Annotated in this window: 11 protein-coding genes and 1 tRNA gene; 7 read left to right on the top strand and 5 right to left on the bottom strand. The window is 60.0% G+C overall.

All coding sequences use genetic code 11. From position 1 onward, the window contains the following. The first annotated feature begins 60 nt into the window (after positions 1-60). A complete protein-coding gene (locus AC1EJ1_RS09350; protein WP_480294682.1) occupies positions 61-2520 on the top strand; it encodes a sodium-translocating pyrophosphatase in 2460 nt (819 codons plus the stop codon). After that, positions 2517-3575 carry a glycosyltransferase family protein gene (locus AC1EJ1_RS09345; RefSeq protein WP_480295744.1) on the top strand — a complete coding sequence of 353 codons (1059 nt, stop codon included), beginning with the start codon at positions 2517-2519 and terminating at the stop codon, positions 3573-3575. The genes AC1EJ1_RS09350 and AC1EJ1_RS09345 overlap by 4 nt, the downstream gene beginning before the upstream one ends. Positions 3576-3582: 7 nt before the next feature. Here the strand turns inward: AC1EJ1_RS09345 and AC1EJ1_RS09340 are convergent, their stop codons facing one another. Further along, positions 3583-5031 (bottom strand): alpha/beta hydrolase, encoded by a 1449-nt coding sequence (locus tag AC1EJ1_RS09340; RefSeq protein WP_480295750.1) that lies wholly within the window; start codon positions 5029-5031, stop codon positions 3583-3585. A 139-nt stretch (positions 5032-5170) separates the two neighbouring features. On the opposite strand from AC1EJ1_RS09340, the gene AC1EJ1_RS09335 reads away from it, so the two are divergent. Together AC1EJ1_RS09335 and AC1EJ1_RS09330 are read left to right on the top strand one after the other, a co-directional pair. Beyond that, the gene (locus AC1EJ1_RS09335; RefSeq protein WP_480295743.1) at positions 5171-5767 is read left to right on the top strand and encodes a mycothiol-dependent nitroreductase Rv2466c family protein; all 597 of its coding nucleotides are present in this window, start codon (positions 5171-5173) and stop codon (positions 5765-5767) included. Between the two features lie 127 nt (positions 5768-5894). Then, the gene (locus tag AC1EJ1_RS09330) at positions 5895-6275 is read left to right on the top strand and encodes a YbjQ family protein (RefSeq protein WP_480295742.1); all 381 of its coding nucleotides are present in this window, start codon (positions 5895-5897) and stop codon (positions 6273-6275) included. Between the two features lie 370 nt (positions 6276-6645). Here AC1EJ1_RS09330 and AC1EJ1_RS09325 read toward each other — a convergent pair. Together AC1EJ1_RS09325 and AC1EJ1_RS09320 are read right to left on the bottom strand one after the other, a co-directional pair. Further along, positions 6646-6719, bottom strand: a tRNA-Met gene (locus tag AC1EJ1_RS09325). Positions 6720-7048: 329 nt separating this feature from the next. Next, positions 7049-10081: a UPF0182 family membrane protein gene (locus AC1EJ1_RS09320; RefSeq protein ID WP_480295749.1), complete on the bottom strand. Its 3033-nt coding sequence runs from the start codon at positions 10079-10081 to the stop codon at positions 7049-7051. A gap of 401 nt (positions 10082-10482) precedes the next feature. Here AC1EJ1_RS09320 and AC1EJ1_RS09315 point away from each other — a divergent pair, with 401 nt between their 5' ends. Next, positions 10483-11055, top strand: a complete 573-nt coding sequence (locus AC1EJ1_RS09315) for a PPA1309 family protein (RefSeq protein ID WP_058236053.1) — start codon at positions 10483-10485, stop codon at positions 11053-11055. Between the two features lie 19 nt (positions 11056-11074). Here the strand turns inward: AC1EJ1_RS09315 and AC1EJ1_RS09310 are convergent, their stop codons facing one another. After that, entirely contained in the window at positions 11075-12403 is a 1329-nt protein-coding gene (locus AC1EJ1_RS09310; protein WP_480295741.1) for a YlbL family protein, read from the bottom strand. Positions 12404-12529: 126 nt separating this feature from the next. Here AC1EJ1_RS09310 and AC1EJ1_RS09305 point away from each other — a divergent pair, with 126 nt between their 5' ends. Next, the gene (locus AC1EJ1_RS09305; protein ID WP_480295740.1) at positions 12530-14110 is read left to right on the top strand and encodes a zinc-dependent metalloprotease; all 1581 of its coding nucleotides are present in this window, start codon (positions 12530-12532) and stop codon (positions 14108-14110) included. Positions 14111-14241: 131 nt separating this feature from the next. After that, the gene (locus AC1EJ1_RS09300; protein WP_480295739.1) at positions 14242-15195 is read left to right on the top strand and encodes a hypothetical protein; all 954 of its coding nucleotides are present in this window, start codon (positions 14242-14244) and stop codon (positions 15193-15195) included. A gap of 90 nt (positions 15196-15285) precedes the next feature. Here AC1EJ1_RS09300 and AC1EJ1_RS09295 read toward each other — a convergent pair whose 3' ends face one another. Beyond that, positions 15286-17505 (bottom strand): ATP-dependent DNA helicase UvrD2, encoded by a 2220-nt coding sequence (locus AC1EJ1_RS09295; RefSeq protein ID WP_480295738.1) that lies wholly within the window; start codon positions 17503-17505, stop codon positions 15286-15288.

The raw sequence follows: 17505 nt of genomic DNA, 5'->3' as shown, positions 1-17505 counted from the left end.
ACGCCGCCGCGCTCGCGCCGTACATTCCTGGGTGCGCTGGGTGCATTGCCGTTCGCACTGCTGCTGTGCGGATTCGCCAGACCCCTTCCCGCCGTCGAAGACCCGTCATCAAACGTGCACGGCGGTGAAGCAAACCTCGTGCTCCCTGACCTGTCACAAGTCACTGTCATCGGTGGATTTTCGGGACAGACTCTGCTGATTATCGGCCTGATCGTCTGCCTGCTTGGACTGGGATTCGGCCTCGCCACCTACGTGCAGCTCAAGAAGATGCCGGTACACGCCTCCATGTTGGAGGTCGCGGAGCTGATCTACGCAACATGCCAGGCCTACCTGAAGAAACAGGGACGTTTCCTGCTGATTCTGTGGGTCTTCATCACCGCAGTTATCGTCATCTACTACAAGGTTCTGGTCGGCTTCCCGTGGGGGAAGATGCTCATTGTGGTCGCATTTTCGCTTCTGGGAATGGCTGGCTCCTACTCCGTGGCGTGGTTCGGTATCCGCGTCAACACGTTCGCCAACGCGCGCACCGCCTACGCCTCCTTGCGGGGCAAACCGCTGCCGATCCATAAAATCCCCATGAAGTCCGGCATGTCGATTGGAATGGTCCTCATTTCCCTCGAACTTCTGATGATGCTGATCATCCTGTTGTTCCTGCCCAATGACGTCGCAGGCGCCTGCTTCATCGGCTTCGCCATCGGTGAGTCTCTGGGAGCCTCGGCCCTGCGTATAGCCGGCGGCATCTTCACAAAGATTGCCGACATCGGCGCGGATCTGATGAAGATCGTGTTCAAAATTGACGAGGACGACCCGCGCAACCCCGGTGTTATCGCTGACTGCACGGGCGATAATGCAGGCGACTCGGTAGGACCGTCCGCTGATGGTTTTGAAACCTACGGTGTGACAGGCGTGGCTCTGGTGACGTTCATTATCCTGGCCGTCAATGACCCCGTCCTTCAGGCAACGCTGCTGGTGTGGGTGTTCTCCGTGCGTGTCGCCATGATTCTGGCTTCGGCTCTTGCCTACGCGATCAACGCGCGCATCGTGGCGTCGCGATACAGCGATGCCACAACAATGAACTTTGAGGCCCCGTTGAGCTCGCTGGTGTGGTTCACCTCGATTATCTGCATCGCTGCAACGTACCTGATGTCGTGGCTGGTCCTCGCACCGCAAGGCGGCGCCCTGTGGATCGAACTGGCCACGATCGTCACGTGCGGCACGTTGGCTGGCGCACTCATCCCCGAACTGGTAAAAGTCTTCACCTCCACAAAGTCGCGCCACGTGCGCGAAACGGTGAAGAGTTCACGCCAGGGCGGAGCATCGCTGAACATTCTGTCAGGCGTGGTCGCCGGCAACTTTTCCGCCTACTGGCTGGGCATCACGATTGTTGGCCTGATGGGTGGCGCGTTCCTGATTTCCGAGGTCACACTGGGCGACTACATGCTGGCACCTGCTGTCTTCGCCTTTGGCCTGGTGGCCTTCGGTTTCCTGGGAATGGGGCCAGTGACGATCGCAGTCGACTCGTACGGCCCTGTGACCGACAACGCGCAATCTGTCTACGAGCTTTCCCGCATTGAAGCAATCGACGGTATTGACGAGGAGGTTCAGCGTTCCGACGGTTTCGCTCCGCAGTGGGATAACGCCAAACTCATGCTGGAAGAAAACGACGGCGCGGGCAACACTTTCAAGGCCACTGCGAAGCCGGTCCTCATCGGCACCGCTGTTGTAGGTGCGACGACGATGATTTTCTCGATCATCATCGGTTTGACGAATCGCCTCGAAGAAGGTCTGAACTATCTGTCGATCCTGCACGCTCCGTTCCTGCTGGGCCTGATTATGGGTGGGGCGGTGATCTTCTGGTTCTCCGGCGCATCGATTCAGGCAGTCACCACAGGTGCCTACCGTGCCGTCGAGTTCATTAAGACGTCCATCAAACTGGACGATGACACGGAGCGAGCCTCCGAAAAGGATTCGACCCGCGTAGTGGAGATCTGCACACAGTACGCGCAACAAGGCATGTTGACGATTTTCCTGGCGGTTTTCTTCGCCACTCTGTCATTCGCATTCGTTGAGCCGTACTTCTTCATCGGCTACCTCATTTCGATCGCCATCTTCGGCCTGTACCAGGCTATTTACATGGCGAACGCCGGTGGTGCGTGGGATAACGCGAAAAAGATTGTCGAGGTCGACCTGCACGCCAAGGGAACCGCTCTGCATGACGCGACGATCGTGGGTGACACGGTCGGCGACCCGTTCAAGGACACGTCCTCCGTTGCCCTGAATCCGATCATCAAGTTCACCACGCTGTTCGGTCTGCTGGCAGTGGAACTGGCAGTGTCACTGACTGGACAGGGATTGAGCGCCCTCGTCTACACGCTGGCCGTCATTTTCGCACTGGTGTCCGCGTTCTTCGTCTACCGCTCCTTCTACCACATGCGCATACAGGCGCCGATGGAGGATCCGGCCGACGGCGAGGACTCCCCTGCTGATTCCCCTGCATCTCAGATTGGAGCACAGCAATGAGAATTGCCATCAAACGCGATGCGACCCTCATTGACGAGGGCGGCCGAGTCACCGGTCATGACGCCGGTGCCACTTTGGTGAGGCGACTCCTGCGCATCTTCCCCGATTCCAGCATCATCGGCCCTGTGGCACGGCGCTGCAAGGGTTTCACCGTGATGCCGCTCGAATCAATCAATCCCGATGACACGGTCATCATCAATATGGATGTGGTGGACTCACTGGGTACATGGAACACCGTCTATCATGCCTCGGGCGGCAATATTCCGAAGATCATGAACTTCGTGTGGTTCCCGGTTAACACGCTTGAACAGCACGTCCAGGTGAGTGCCCTCGCGTTGTCGTGCGCTCTGTTCCCCACGTTCGCAAACTCGGAACGCACAGCGGCTGAAGTACGTGAAGTCGTGGAACGGTGGACCGTTCAACCGTTAGCTCAGAAGGCTGAGTTGTCGTGGGTGAACCTGGGATTCCGCCTGGAGCATGTGCAGCCGCGTCACGAACCTGACACGCCCGTGGTGTTGTATCCGGCAATCTACCTTGCCAACCGCAAGCGCCCAGACATGTTCATGGATATTGTGTCCGCCGTACAGGAAGACACGGATCTGCGTGTGGAGATGCGACTGCACGAGTCGCACCTGGTTTCTGAGAAGGCGATGGAGTATTCACAGCTGCCGTGGATCTGGGTGGGGCCGCTGACTGCCTCGCGCGCGTCATACTGGCAGGCGCTGTCGCACACGACGGCGTTTGTGGCGACCGCCAGCGAGGAATCCTACGGCCTGTCCTATGTGGAGGCGATGGGTGCCGGAGCGATCGGTATTTTCCCGGATCTTCCGTGGGCCAGGGCTTTGCTGCCGGACGGGTATCCCTTCATGTATCCCGATGGTGACGAGGATGCGGCCGCTGACTTGCTGCGCCGGGCATTGACGGAAACTGATCGGTGTCGTGCGCAGCTCGATGAGCTTGTGTCGGGCAGCTTCGTGTCATGGATCCACGACCGTCACAGTGATGACGCGTTCGACCGTGAGATACTCGCCGCGGTCAAGGAGTGGTTCAGCTGATCACAGGCTAGTGCAGGAAGCTGAGGAAATTCGTCCACAGATCATCCCACGAGTAGAAGAAAACCTCGGAGTTATTGACCAAGAGGAGCGCTACAAGCGCCCCGAGTAGGCAGGTGAGTGCCGCGAGGAAAAAGTCCGTCACAGCGCGCCGCACCCGTCCGGTACGCATCCTCATCCGCACACGCATCAGGGATGTCGCCATGGCAATCCCCCACGCGCTAAAGCTCCCGATCAGCGGCACAGTTTGGGTGATCTGCCACCATGGCGGGGCTGTCGGAGCGTCCGACTGCACTTCCCTACCGCTCCACCATTTCAACGCTGAGGTCAGATCCTCGCGCCATGTTGTCCAACCGTGGGCTCCCTCGGACTTCATGACCGATACGAAGGTATCGTTAGGTTGTGTGCGCGCCAGTTTCTGCAAGGCAGTGCCAAAAGTCATGGCATCCCTGTCCGCATATACGCCCATCGCGAGGACTCTGAGGGGCACATCATGCGGCTGAGCGAGCAAGTGTGAAATGGTGAAAGCGTCCCTTGTCGCCTGATCGGCATTTTTCAGAGCGCCTAATTCTGGAGTATCGTACCCGCCCATCGCCACAGCTGCCCCAAAAACGTCACGGTGGCGCACATGTATAACAGGCGCACAGTATGCGCCTGCTGAAAATCCGCCTACGGCCCAATGGTCGGGATCATACGGAATACTTGGGAATGCTGCGCGGATCGCTGGGACTAGATCAGTGACAACGAAGGTTTCAGTTTTGGGGTGCCCGTCAACGTCAACGCAGTCCGGCTCTGCCCCACCCATTGACAGGTCAGGGAAGATCAGCAGCGTTGGAGGAATCTCGCCTCGTTCGACCAGTGGTGCTATGCGTTCGGTGAGTTCGAGTGACTGAACTGTGCCAATCGCTGTTCCCACGTACCCGTGATAAAGCACGATGGCCCGCGAAAGCGGGATAGGCGTGTCGGCGCTGTCACTCTGGGAGGCAGTAGGTATCGCTCCGACCGGAGCGTAGCCGGGTGGCGCCCAGACGGCAACTTCGCGCGTCAAGCCGGACTGCGCGCCGCTCAGCGTTCCTCGCCATACGTGCAGCTGCGCGTCGTAGGCGAGTTCCGGTGGATCGACGCGTTGGTCCTGTTCGCCTTGTCTGGGTGGCGCAAACGCTGATACGCGAGTGTCGCCTGCACCGAGCGCATTCTTGACCAATCCCACAACCTCAGAAGGAGTACGAAGGAATGACATGGTGCGGTTGGCCAGCAAAGCGAATGTGGTGCACATGAGAGTCGTCGTAATGCACAGGGCGACAAAAGCTGTCATCTGGCGTCTGAGGATACGTATGAACGACGTGCGCGCTCCCTCGCGATTGGGCGAAAGATGTCCGGCAGGGCGCAAAAGCGTGGACGTGCCAATAAGTGCGCACAGCGCCAGTACTCCGGCAAATAGGACGACCCAACCACTCATGAGATTCACAGGCTCAGTGTGCACTACTTACCTGTGAGAATGCCGTAAAGCGCGACTCGCCTCGCGAAATCAGCGCGAAGAGCGGGCCTTCCTTCAAGAATGCAATGCGCGATCGTGGTTTATACGCCACGATAGACATATGAGTACTCACGTAGATTTTTGGTTCGATGCAACATGCCCGTGGACGTGGATCACGTCTCGCTGGGTCGAAGAAGTGGCTCGCGCACGCGATTTTGAAGTGACATGGCACCCGTTCTCTCTGGCGATTCTGAATGAAGGCAAGGACATTGATGCGGAGTATCGTGCACATGTCGAGCAGGGGCGCGGCCTGTCGTTATTGTTTCAGAAGGTCGCGGACACTCACGGCAGTGAGGCTGTAGCCTCCCTCTACACCGAGGTAGGTACGCGCCTGCATAATCAGTCAAAAGAGTTGGGAAGTGATGTCATCGCCGACGCGGTGAAGGCAGCCGGATTTCCCGAGGCTATCGCCAACGGTGTGGAGTCATCGGACGAGGCACTGCGTTCCTCTGTAGCGCATGCGTTGGAGTTGGTCGGTGACGAGGTTGGCGTTCCCATCATCGCGTTTGACGGTGTCGCGTTCTTTGGGCCGGTGATCTCTCCTGCTCCGCATGGTCAGGCGGCACTGGATCTTTGGGACGGCTGCGTTGCTCTGGCACGTACGCCCGGATTTTTCGAGTTGAAGCGCACGCGCACAACCGGCCCGCAGTTCGACTGATCTGATTCTCACCTGGCGCAGTGCGCTAACAGCCGCCCTGCCAGATAAGGTAGCCGTCAGGAGAAGTGGCCGCGGAATCCCCCCTGAGGTATACCGTTATCGCCCGGAGTGTTTTACTGTATTTCAAATGATCGTTGTAACAACAAATGACATTCCCGGGTACCGAATCGATGCGGTTCTGGGAGAAGTGATGGGCCTGACGGTTCGCTCCGCGAGTATAGGCCAGACCTTTACTGCTTCGTTCCGCACCATCGGCGGAGGCGAAATCCCGGAGTACACCCGCATCATGATCGACTCGCGCGAACAGGTGATGTCACGCATGGTGGATCAGGCTGCCCGCAGAGGAGCCAACGCGGTCATCGCGATGCGCTTCGACACCGGCGAGCTTGCCGAGCAAATGACGGAGGTTTGCGTGTATGGAACGGCAGTTGTTGTCTCACCGATTCCTCAGGGCCAAGCCGGTGCCACACTGCAGTCCATGGATCAGACCCGAGGTTCCCGCCGGTAAGTCGCCTACCGCTGGATCGGAATCGACTACTGCCCACGCAAACACCAACGCGGCCTTTCAAGGTGCGTCTAGGGTAGGCAAACGCCTTGGATTTTGCCAGATCGTCAACGAGTCAAGGTAGAAGCGCCATCGACGCACTACTGCGGCGGAACCGACATCGACTTTTCCGCGCTATCATGCGATTCTCGAATGGTGAGACGGCCCGCAACGGCTCTCTTACCTTGACTGGTTGACGCTCTCGTTCGAGGTTGACGCTTTCGCTCATCGGCGGCGGGTAAGGAAACGGCGATGGTTGGAAAGAAAAACGGCAAAGAAAACGGGAAAGAAAAACTCTTGATCAGCGCGAATGCTGATCAAGAGTTTCGATTCGTAGCGGGGGAAGGATTTGAACCTCCGACCTCCGGGTTATGAGCCCGGCGAGCTACCGAACTGCTCCACCCCGCGTCTGTATTTCCTTGTGTCTTCTACTGTAATAGGGCGCTTCCAGCCCGGCAAGAGCTGCAGCGGTGAGATGCATCATGACATGATCCCGGGCATTAGCCCCGATTCTGCATCTGTACACAGTCTCACCGTCCGGGGAATCTCTCGGCCAACGAAGTGGGGGCAATGTCCGAAAAGCGCAGAGCAAAAGGCCTACCACTTGCTGATATGCCAGTGGCGGCTCGCTTCAGGTCTGACAACCTTCCTGCAAGCCGCCACTGGTGCGCGCCTTCCGCTACGGGTTCGACTGTCCGGCCTACCGGTCAGGCAGGTCAGCCCGCGCGATTACCTCCCTAGCCGTTTCCACCCCCGTCATCGCTTTGCGAGTCTCCGGTCAGACTGTTCGTCGCGCCCGACTGAGCGCCATCGGCTCCTCCCAGTCCCGGCACCGCAGCACCGCTGACATCCTCACCCATCTCAGCTTGAGCGTTCAACGCGTTCGTCAGCGCAGTGTCCAGCTTCTTCTGAGCCGTACCGTAGGCAGCCCAATCACCGGCCTTCATCGCCGCATCGGCTTCTTGCATGGCTTGGGATGCCTGAACAAGCGCAGCATTGAGTTTCTCCTGCGCACTTTGAACAGCGGGAGAAGTGGAGTCTCCCTCGTCGCCCGAACTTCCAACCTCGTCAGCAACTGTCGCCGCTGAATCACCACCAAAGGTCTGATCGAGCGATTCCTGCAGCGTGGGCGCAAACCCGACCTGGTTACCGAACGCTGTCAGCACCATGCGCAGCACCGGATACGAGGCCGTGCCCTTACCTTGAACGTAGACAGGCTGGACGTACAGCAAACCGCCGCCAACAGGCAGTGTCAGCAGGTTGCCGCGGATAACCGTCGAATCCGACTGGTTCAGCAGGTTCAACTGCGAACCGATCTGCTGGTTCGAGTCATAGGCGTTCTGAACCTGACCGGGGCCAGGCACCGTCAGGTCAGACGGCAACGCGATCAGTCGAAGCTTGCCGTACCCCTCACGCACCTTGCCCGGCTCATTGCCCGTCTCCGAATCAACCGCAAGGAAGCCTGCCATAGCTTCACGCTTGGACGCACCGCCCGGCACGAATACCGATGTCAGCGAGAACTCTGCGCTTTCCTGCCCAGGCATCTGCATGGTCAGGTAGTACGGCGGTTGCGGGATCTGAGGAGTGGACTGTCCGGGCTGCTGGATACCCTCCACACCCTGCTGCTGAGCGCTCGCCAGCGCGGCCGTTGACGTTTCCTGCGCCAGCCTCCATAGGTCACCACCGGTGTAGTACTGGGCAGCCTCGGTCACGTGGTACGAGGTCAACAGGTCGCGCTGCACTTTGAACAGATCCTCCGGGTAGCGCAGGTGCGCCATCAGATCACCGGAAATCTCAGACAACGGCTCCACTGTGTTCGGGTAGACACCCATCCAGGTCTTCAAAACCGGATCCTCGTTGTCCCACTGGAACAGGCGCACATGCCCGTCATATGCGTCGACAACAGCCTTGACGGAGTTACGCATGTAGTTGACCGTGTTACCGGCGCTGACGAACTGGCTGGCGTCGGAGGACAGCGAATCCACTGTCGACTGATCCAGCTGCTGGTGCGCCGAATACGGGTAGGCGTTTGACGTTGTGTACGCGTCAACGACCCACACCAGACGCTTCGGCGTAGACGGATCATCGTCCATGTCGACAACTGCCGGATAAGGCTTTTGCTCCAGCGTCAGGTACGGCGCAACCTTGGCTACACGAGTCAGCGGATCACGATCGTACAGAATCTGTGACTGCGAGTTGGTTTGCGAGGAGAAGAAAATGTCGTAGGAGCCAAACTTGATCGAATACAGCAACTTGTTCCACAGGTTACCGACCGAGGGGCCGCCATCGCCCTGGAAGGTGTAGCGCACCTGGCCGGACGCCGCCGTGTCATCGGGGTAGTCCAGTTCCTGCGGCTCAGCGCCTTCAGGTGCGCCCACAATCGAATAGTTCGGAGACGAGGGCGAGAAGTAGATGCGCGGTTCGTAGTCTCCCATTTCGCCTTCAGATGGAATGGACTTTTCCCAGTACGCAGGCAGGCCATCCGTGGTGACCTGGTTACCGTATGCGGCCACAACACCAAACCCGTGCGTGTAGACCGTATGGCGGTTCACCCATGTTTGCTGCTCAGATGACAGGCCCTCAAGATTGAGCTCACGCATGGCGATTACCGTGTCGCGGCGCTCGCCGTCAACCACGTAACGGTCCACGGCCATGCCCGATCCGAAGTCGTAGTACGGGCGCGACTGCTGCAGCTGGGTGACGGTGGGGGTGATGACCTGCGGGTCCAGGAGTCGGATCTGCGAGGTTGATTCCGTGTCCTCGCGCAACTGCCCGGGCGCAGCGGTGGTGCGCGCCTCGTAGCTTTGGAACTCGAGGTCGTTCAACCCGTAGGCTTCCAGCGTCGCATCGATGTTGTGCTGAATGTAAGGAGCCTCTGCGTTTCGGGCGTTCGGCGTGACGTAGAGGCGCTGAATCAGAGCCGGGTACGCCATCCCGATGACGAGGGCGGACACCACTGTGACCACCACCCCCGTCAGGGGCAGACGCCACGTTCCCTTGAATGCGGCGACCAGGAAGAGGACTGCCACCAGCACGGAAATAACGGCGAGGATGGACTGGGCGGGCAACTGAGCGTTGATGTCGGTGTAGAGCGCGCCGTCGGTTGGCTCACCCATCTTGGTCAGCAGACCGTAGCGACCCAGCCAGTAGTTCAGGCCGAAAAGCAAGGAAATGATTGCTGCCATGACACCGAGGTGGATGCGTGCGGATTTTGTGGCATGCGGGCGCGGGCTCAGGGCTAACGAGCCGTACAGGTAGTGCACGATCACCGCGGCGATCAGCGACCAGATTGTCACTGACATGAAGAATGAGACGATTGCCTGGAAGAAAGGCAGCGTGAAAACGAAGAACGAGTTGTCGATTCCGAAGATCGGCTCAGACTTGCCGAAGGGCTGACGTTTGAAGAACATCAGGAACGTGTCCCACTGCGAGGACAGTCGTCCGGCGTTGATGAGCGCGATGAGCGCCGGGACTCCCCAGAAAACGAGTTTGCGCATCGGTTCGATGGTGTCGCGATAGTGCCGCAGGTTGGCTCCCTCGTCACCTCGACTGGAATCGCTGCGGTGACGGTACGCAATCTGAACCGCCGCCGAGATCGCAGCGAAGATGATGGCGAAACCGAGGACGAACAGGCCCGCCATCGTTCCCCACCGGGTCCACAGGATGCGCGTAGACTTCATCTGGCTGAACCAGAGGATCTCCGTCCAAAATGATGACGCAGCGTAGACGATCACAAAAATGGCAGCCAGGATCGCGAGAGTCGTCGCCAGCGGACCGAAGCGCCTCTTACCGGATGATGAGCTGGGGGAGCCGCCACCTGAGCCGCGTCCGCCACCTGAACCGCGACCGCCGCCGTCTCCTGATCCGGAGTCGCCTGAACCGTCATCACCGTCTTCGGCACGCTGACGGAAGGGGCCTGTCCCCTTGAATCGTCCGGCTGCTGAGCCGGCTTGCTGGCCGAACAGCGCAGACAGGATCTCGCTGGTATCAAATGGCCCGTTTCCGTCCGAAGGCTTCGAATCACCGGAGCTGGACCTGCTAGTCGGGAAGGCGCTCACCGCGTCATCCTCTCTTACTCGATTTCCGCATGTGCTGTCCATTCTACCGTTATTAGGCGCCTCAAGCTTGGTCGTTCCTCGCATCCGGGCCGCCCTCGTGCCACGATAAGACCATGACTGAAGCTGAACGTGACCGTGACCTGTCTCCTGCTCAACGCGCCCTCGCGGCGTGTGTGCGTGAAATTGAGCGGGCTGCTGCGCGCCTGGGGTGGGACCGCCCGCCGATGCTGTACGCCCTGGTCCCCACGCGTCAGCTTATAGATGAACCCGCCATGCCAGCTGACGTGGTCGAGCAGCTCAAGAGTGGGTGGGATGGTTCCTCTGAACACCTGTCTGCCATCGCTCAGGAGCCGCTCGACTCTGACGATCTGGAATCGGTGCTGGCACAGTTGGCATGGCCGCGCTCCGTTGCGGGCGCAGCTCTGAGCGTTGAACGCATCGTGGTGCCCCCTGAGGTGGAGGCTGCGGCGCCTGATGATCCCGATGAGGCGTTGGCGTTCATCGCGGAGCACCCGTCTCGCACGGAGGTGCGCCTGGTCGTCGGTGCGATGCGAACGGGGCTGACGTGGTCTGCGGTGCGCACGCGTACCTTCGACACGGATGAAGCGGTTGCGGTGGGTGAGGATCTGGTTCCGGGCCTGTCGCAGGCACTGCTCGCGTCCCTGAGTGACGACGGTCAGGATTGACGAGGGGACCTGCGCGCTGTTACCTGGCTTCGCAGGTGGGCAACGAATCCGTTGTTCCAGCCGCAATTGCCGTGACGGCGGTGAGCGCATCGTCGAACGTATCCACGCGCGTCACGTTCAGTCCGTCGGGAATATGCCCCACTACCTCGTCACAGTTGGTGCCGGGGGCCAGGAACCACTGAGCACCGTCGTTGTTCGCGCCCACCATTTTCTGCTGGATGCCGCCGATCGGCTCCACCTGGCCGTCAAATGACAAGGCTCCGGTGCCGGCGATTGTCACTCCCCCGGTCAGGTCTCCCGGGGTCAGCCGGTCATAGATTCCCAGTGCAAACATCATTCCTGCCGAAGGACCGCCCACATCCTGAAGCGTGATGTCGATATCGAGTGGGAGCTGCGGATGAACAGACAGGTACACGCCAAGCAGCGATGACGAGGTGGCTTCTTCAGAGTCAGGATCCGGCAGCGCTTTCTTGCTGGATACGATCGGGATATCGATCGTTTTCCCGTTACGCACAACCGTGAGCGTCACCTGCGAGTCGGGCGGAACTGTCCGCATCAGCGCAAATGGGACAGATCCCGAATCAACTGGATGCACTGTGCCATCTGGCGTGGTGATGGACACGATCTGGTCACCTTGCTCCACCTTGCCTACAGCGTCTGATCCGGGAACGGCGCCCTCAACTTGCACGTCAGCGGGCACGTCCCATCCCAGATGCTCGAGGGCAACCACGGACGCTGCTGATTCCGATGATTTCATCTGCATCTGAGCGGCTTCCTTGGCCTCTTCGCTGGTCACGTCCGGAGGGAAAACCTCCCGGTACGGAATGATTTCGTCGTGACCGGAGAACCATGCCCGAATCAGATCGAGCGTTGCCAGACTGTTTCCCGGTCCGCCGCGTTGAAGGACCGTGACCATACGTAACTGCCCGGTCTGGTCACCGTCGTCTTGTTCAGTTTCGTGCACGGGATCCAGTTCGACAGGTTTGCCCGTTTTCGGATCATTTCCACTGATCTGAATGGTAGGGGCGCCCTCGTGAGTTCCGAGAATGTTGACTGTGGGACCAGGGGCATTGACCACATAGGGCACCGGGATCAGGGTGATGAGGGCGCACACGATCGGAAAGACGATGCCCGGCACTATCCACCACAGGTTTCGCAGCAGACCGTGGGGTTTCTTGTCGGTCGCACCCGGCTGCCGGTTCTCGTCGTTTTCAGCATCTGCAGCTGTCACTTCACGCGCAGTGTTCGCCGTCTCGGCGCTGTCTTTCAGTGCTTCTTCGGGCCGGTTTCCTGTGTCGCCCGGTGTCGTCTCAAAGTCGGCAGATGAGTCATTGCGTTGAATGTGCACGATTCAATCGTGACATATTGTCGGGCGCCCGGCATCAATCGATACGTGGCTCCCCTGCTTTTCCGCTGACAGCGCACGCATCGCGCCCGTGTTCCGCTGGGGCATCTGAACGAGTAGGCTCAGGGCATGAGCGATGAAACTGACCGCCCGGATGACTCTGCCCCCGACCCGTTGGAAGAAATTTTGCGCCGCCTGCTTGGTGAAGATGCCGGCGAGGAGGCCGCACGCGCTATGCGCGAGCAGGGGTTTGACTCATCGAAGATGCCGTCTTTCATGAGTAATCCTGGCCAGCTGCAGGCGATGATGAGTCAGTTCAACGCGCTGATGAACACGACGTCAGGCCCAGTCAATTGGTCAGTTGCCTCCGATCTGGCACGTCAGAGTACTTTTGGTCAGTCACCCAGCGTGACGGCAACTGAAGCTGCGCAGGCACGTGAAGCGATGACGGTTGCCGACTTGTGGCTTGACCCGGTGACGTCTTTTACGCACCGCGGCGGCGACCGGCAGGCGTGGACGCGTGTCGACTGGATTGATCACACGCTCGACATGTGGAAACGCATGTGCGAACCGGTCGCGTCGAATGTGTCTCGCGCACTGGTCGAGGCCATGCAGGAACAGTTCGGTGATTCGCAGATGATGGCGCAGCTCCACATGCCCGGAATGCCCGAAGGTATTGGAGAACTGGCCGGGCGTACCAGTGAGATGATGCCGAAACTGGCGGCGATGGTCTTCGCCATGCAGATCGGTCAGGCACTGGGAGGCTTGGCCGGCGAAGCACTGAGTTCAACCGATGTGGGTATTCCATTGGCGGGCCTGGATCAGACCGCACTCGTCGTTGGCAATATTCACGAATTCACCAAGGATCTGGAAATGCCGCGTGAGGAAGTCCAGCAGTTCCTCGCCGTGCGCGAATGCGCTCACCAGCGTCTTTTCGCATCCGTTCCGTGGCTTGGTTCTGATCTTGTGCGCGCGGTGGAAAAGTACTCTGCTGAGATTGCGATCGACACGGACGCGATCGCTGACGCGGCTCGCAACATCGATCCGGCGGACCCGTCATCCTTTAGCACGTCGATGACTGATCAGATTTTTGCCACAGAGCCAACTGAGCGTCAGACCGAAGCACTCGAACGCCTGGAAACGCTGCTGGCTTTGGTCGAAGGCTGGGTGGAGGTGACCACTGCCCGCGCCGTCGCTCCGTATCTGCCTCATGCGGATCGCCTGCGTGAATTGATGCGTCGCCGGCGCGCAACGGGTGGTCCCGCCGAGCAGATGTTGGGGTCGCTGATCGGCCTGACCATGCGTCCGCGTCGCGCGCGCGGTGCAGCGAAGCTGTTCACTATCGTTGAGCAGGCTCAGGGCACCGAGGCGCGCGAAGCACTGTGGCACCATCCTGACATGATTCCGACCGCTCAGGATCTTGACGAGCCGACGGAGTTCCTGGATCGGCGTGCCCGCGAGCGCGAGGAATCGGCTGACATTGATGAAGCGTTGAGCGCCATGTTGGATGGCACGCTCGGTTGGGCGGAGGGCCTGAGCCCGAGTGACGATCCGGAGATGGATTCGTTGCGCGAAGCCGGTGTGATCCCCGACGATCAGCCTGATTCAGACGGCCAGGCGGATACCGGCGCATCCGACGAGGCCGACCGCCCTGACGACGCTGACACTTCTGACCCGACGGATCCTGACGACTCCGACTCACGCGACTAGCCGCCGCCCCGCAGTTATCCACAGATCTCGCACTGCTGCTGACTTCAGGCATGCATGGGCGTCACAATCTGGACTGGCACTACCGGTGACCGTCCCGACCATGAGGACACCATGACATGCGAGGAGGCAGTATGCGCATCACCCCAGGAACAGCGGTCCTTTGGCGCGACCCGACGACCGTTCAGATCGGTTCAGATCCATCCGAGTGCGTCGTGTTCACTCAGGTCACATCCGCACAACGCGAATGGCTCGTGCAGGCCGCATCCTCCTCACCTGAGGCCCCTCCTGTCCGCATGCTGCCGCACGTGCTTCCTCTTGTCTCCCGCTTGCGCGCGGCTCATCTCATTGACGAGGGGGAGGCATCCGCCATGCGTGAAGGGATCTGCATTGACGGACTGGATGCCCTGAGCGTGCGCCTCGTTGAACTGCTGATACGCAGCGGTTTTTCACGTTTTGAGTTTCGTGATCCGCGACCATCGATCGGGAGGTTCGCTGATCTGATGCCCGCCGACACGTTCGCAACGTGCCGCGCGTACGCTGCAGGCGAGATGATCCGAGCGCGTTTTCCACACGTGTTTGTCGGTTCCCTGTCGCGCAGTGATCTGACGGTGGTGTCTCGGCCCAGAAGTTTTGACCTGGCTGCGTGCGGGTTCTTACTGGCTGATGACCAGCAGCACCTGGTGATGACGCGCCATGAACGCTCCGTAGTCATCGGACCGTTGGTGATACCTGGGCACACCCCGTGCGCGCAGTGTGCGGCACTGGCGTTGGTTGATGCTGATGCGTCGTGGCCGCTGCTGGCCACGCAGATGGAACAGTGGCCAGTTGGCCCCTTGCCACCGGCATGTGAGTGTCAGGCAGCGTTGTGTGCGGCCACGGCCGTCGCCCGAACGTTGGGGTACTCGGTACTTGGTGAGTCCGAAATGTGCGGGCCAGATGCCTTAACCGCGCATGTTGATTCCGACGGGCAGGTGAGGCTCAGTGCGATCGCACCACATGAGCGCTGCGGGTGCGGGGCTTACGGCACACCCTTTGAAGACGCCGTTCCATCCCGCGAGCCGGTCGCTATCCGCGCCTATTCGTGAATCTGCTCTGGAGCCGCGCCCGGCAAGATACGTGGTGAAGTGCCAGATCGTGTGGTCGACCAGGATCCGCGCCCACTGTCGGTTTCTTGCTTATTTCGAGGCCCCGTCAGACTCCGCGTCGTCCAGACCGCGCAGAATAGCCAGAATCTGAGGACCATAGGCATCAAGTTTGACAGGACCCACGCCTCGGATGACTCCAAGCTGACGCAGCGTCTTGGGACGAGCCGACGCAATGTCACGCAGCGTGGAATCGACAAAGACGGTAAACGCTGGTTTCGACTGGGCGTGGGCCTGTTCAAGACGCCAGTGTTTAAGCGCTTCGAATGCTGCCACTGCCTGCGGCCCGAACTCGTGTTCAAGGGCTTCCATATCGTCAGCCTTGCGGCGTGGCTGAGATGATCGCGCACGTGAACGGGAGGCGCTGCGCGCGGATTCATCTTCCCTGGGCCAGATACCATCGAGCAACGATGTGCGTGACCTGTTCTTATGGCTGCGGCCAGTGCCACGGGAACGCGCCCACGACACTTCGAGGCGATCACGCGCACGCGTCAACCCGACATAGAGCAGGCGTCGTTCTTCTTCCCGTGCCTGCGCAGTAGCGGCCAGTGAGATCGGCAGCAACCCTTCGCTGGCACCGACCAGGAACACGTTGTCCCACTCCAGTCCTTTCGCTGCATGCAGCGTGGACAGCGTGACGCCATCGACTGTGGGGGCAGCTTGAGCAACAGAGCGTTCCCCCAACTCATCGACGAATTTGGGCAACGTCAGGTGTGCGCGTTCTTCAGCCAGGCTGATCAGAGCATTGAGGTTGTCCCACCGTTCACGTTCAGCACCGGCATTTTGTGGAGCATCCGGGCTCCACCCCACCAGGGCGAGCTGTTCTTTGACCGTATCAACCAGTCCGGTGTCGCCACCTGCGTCCACAGAATCAGGGGCGTGCGCCCTGTCTGCGCCGTCATCCGCACCGTCGGTGGTGTCCCCATCCTCGTGACGGCGCAGCGCGGTTGCCTCGCGCCGAAGCACCAGCATTGCGCGCTTGATTTCCTCACGTTCGAAGAAGCGCTTGCCGCCCTGGACAACGAATGACAATCCGGCCTGCGACAAGGCCGTTTCAAGAACTTCTGACTGCGAGTTCGTGCGGTACAGGATCGCACACGAATGCAAGGAGGCATCACGGGACTTGACCAGCGCTGCGATGCGCTGCGCAACACCGGCAGCTTCCTCCATGTCGTCGCTATACGTCCGAAACGCCACTGCCGCACCGGATGGTCGCTGCGACACCAGGCGGACGGCGCCGGCCATCGCTCCTGTCGAGGGACGGGCCCCTGAGCCGTCACCCGAAGCACCACTTGCTGCGGTGCCTGCACTGAGTCGCGACCTGCCAGCCCGTTCCATCACTCGGTTCGCTATCGACACAATCTGAGGGGTTGAGCGGTAATCACGGGTCAGTTCCACTACGCGCGTCCCCGGATGGCGCTGCGCAAACCTGGCCAAATAGGATGCGTCTGCCCCGGCAAAGGAATAGATCGTCTGAGCGACATCACCGACCACGCACACGTCATGGCGCTCCCCCAGCCACAAGTCCAGGAGGCGCTGCTGCAGCGCGGACACGTCCTGGTACTCATCGACCACAAAATTGCGGTATTGAGAGCGGATATGCCGGGCAATATCCTCACGTGTTTCCATCAGGCCGCACATCAAAATCAGCACGTCCTCAAAGTCGATGACGGCGCGATCCATTTTCGCTTCCTCGTAAGCGTCAAACAGGCGAGCGAACTCTGAGTGCTCCAGGCCTGCCGGGGGGATACGTCCCTGTCTGCGCGCCACTGGCGCATAGCGTTCGGCATCTACGATGGAGACTTTTGACCATTCAATTTCTGCCGCCAGGTCACGAACCGTGGTCTTGTCCGCCCTGATCCCACAGCGCGCGGCAGCTGACGCAACCAGTGATGCCTTGTGTTCGATCAAGTCCGGGCGCCTACCGCCAAACCCTGTTTCCCAAAAATACGTCAGTTGGCGCAGCGCAGCGGAATGGAAAGTGCGCGCCTGAGCCGCAGCCACGCCCAGATCCCGCAGTCGCTGACGCATCTCGGCTGCAGCGCGCTGTGTGAAAGTTACGGCCAGGACGCTCACCGGATCGTACGCGCCGGTGGCCGCACCGTATGCGATGCGGTACGTGATTGCGCGAGTTTTCCCTGTTCCTGCCCCCGCGAGGACAGCCATCGGGCCGCGTACCTGTTGGGCAACGCGCCGCTGATCCTCATCGAGGGCGTCCAGAAGCTGCTCCGCTTCCATCATGCTGTCTGTCAT

The sequence above is a fragment of the Pauljensenia sp. C0170B4 genome, from assembly GCF_056590235.1.
Note: the sequence above shows the minus strand (reverse complement) of the source record. Positions and strands in the feature narration are given on the sequence as shown.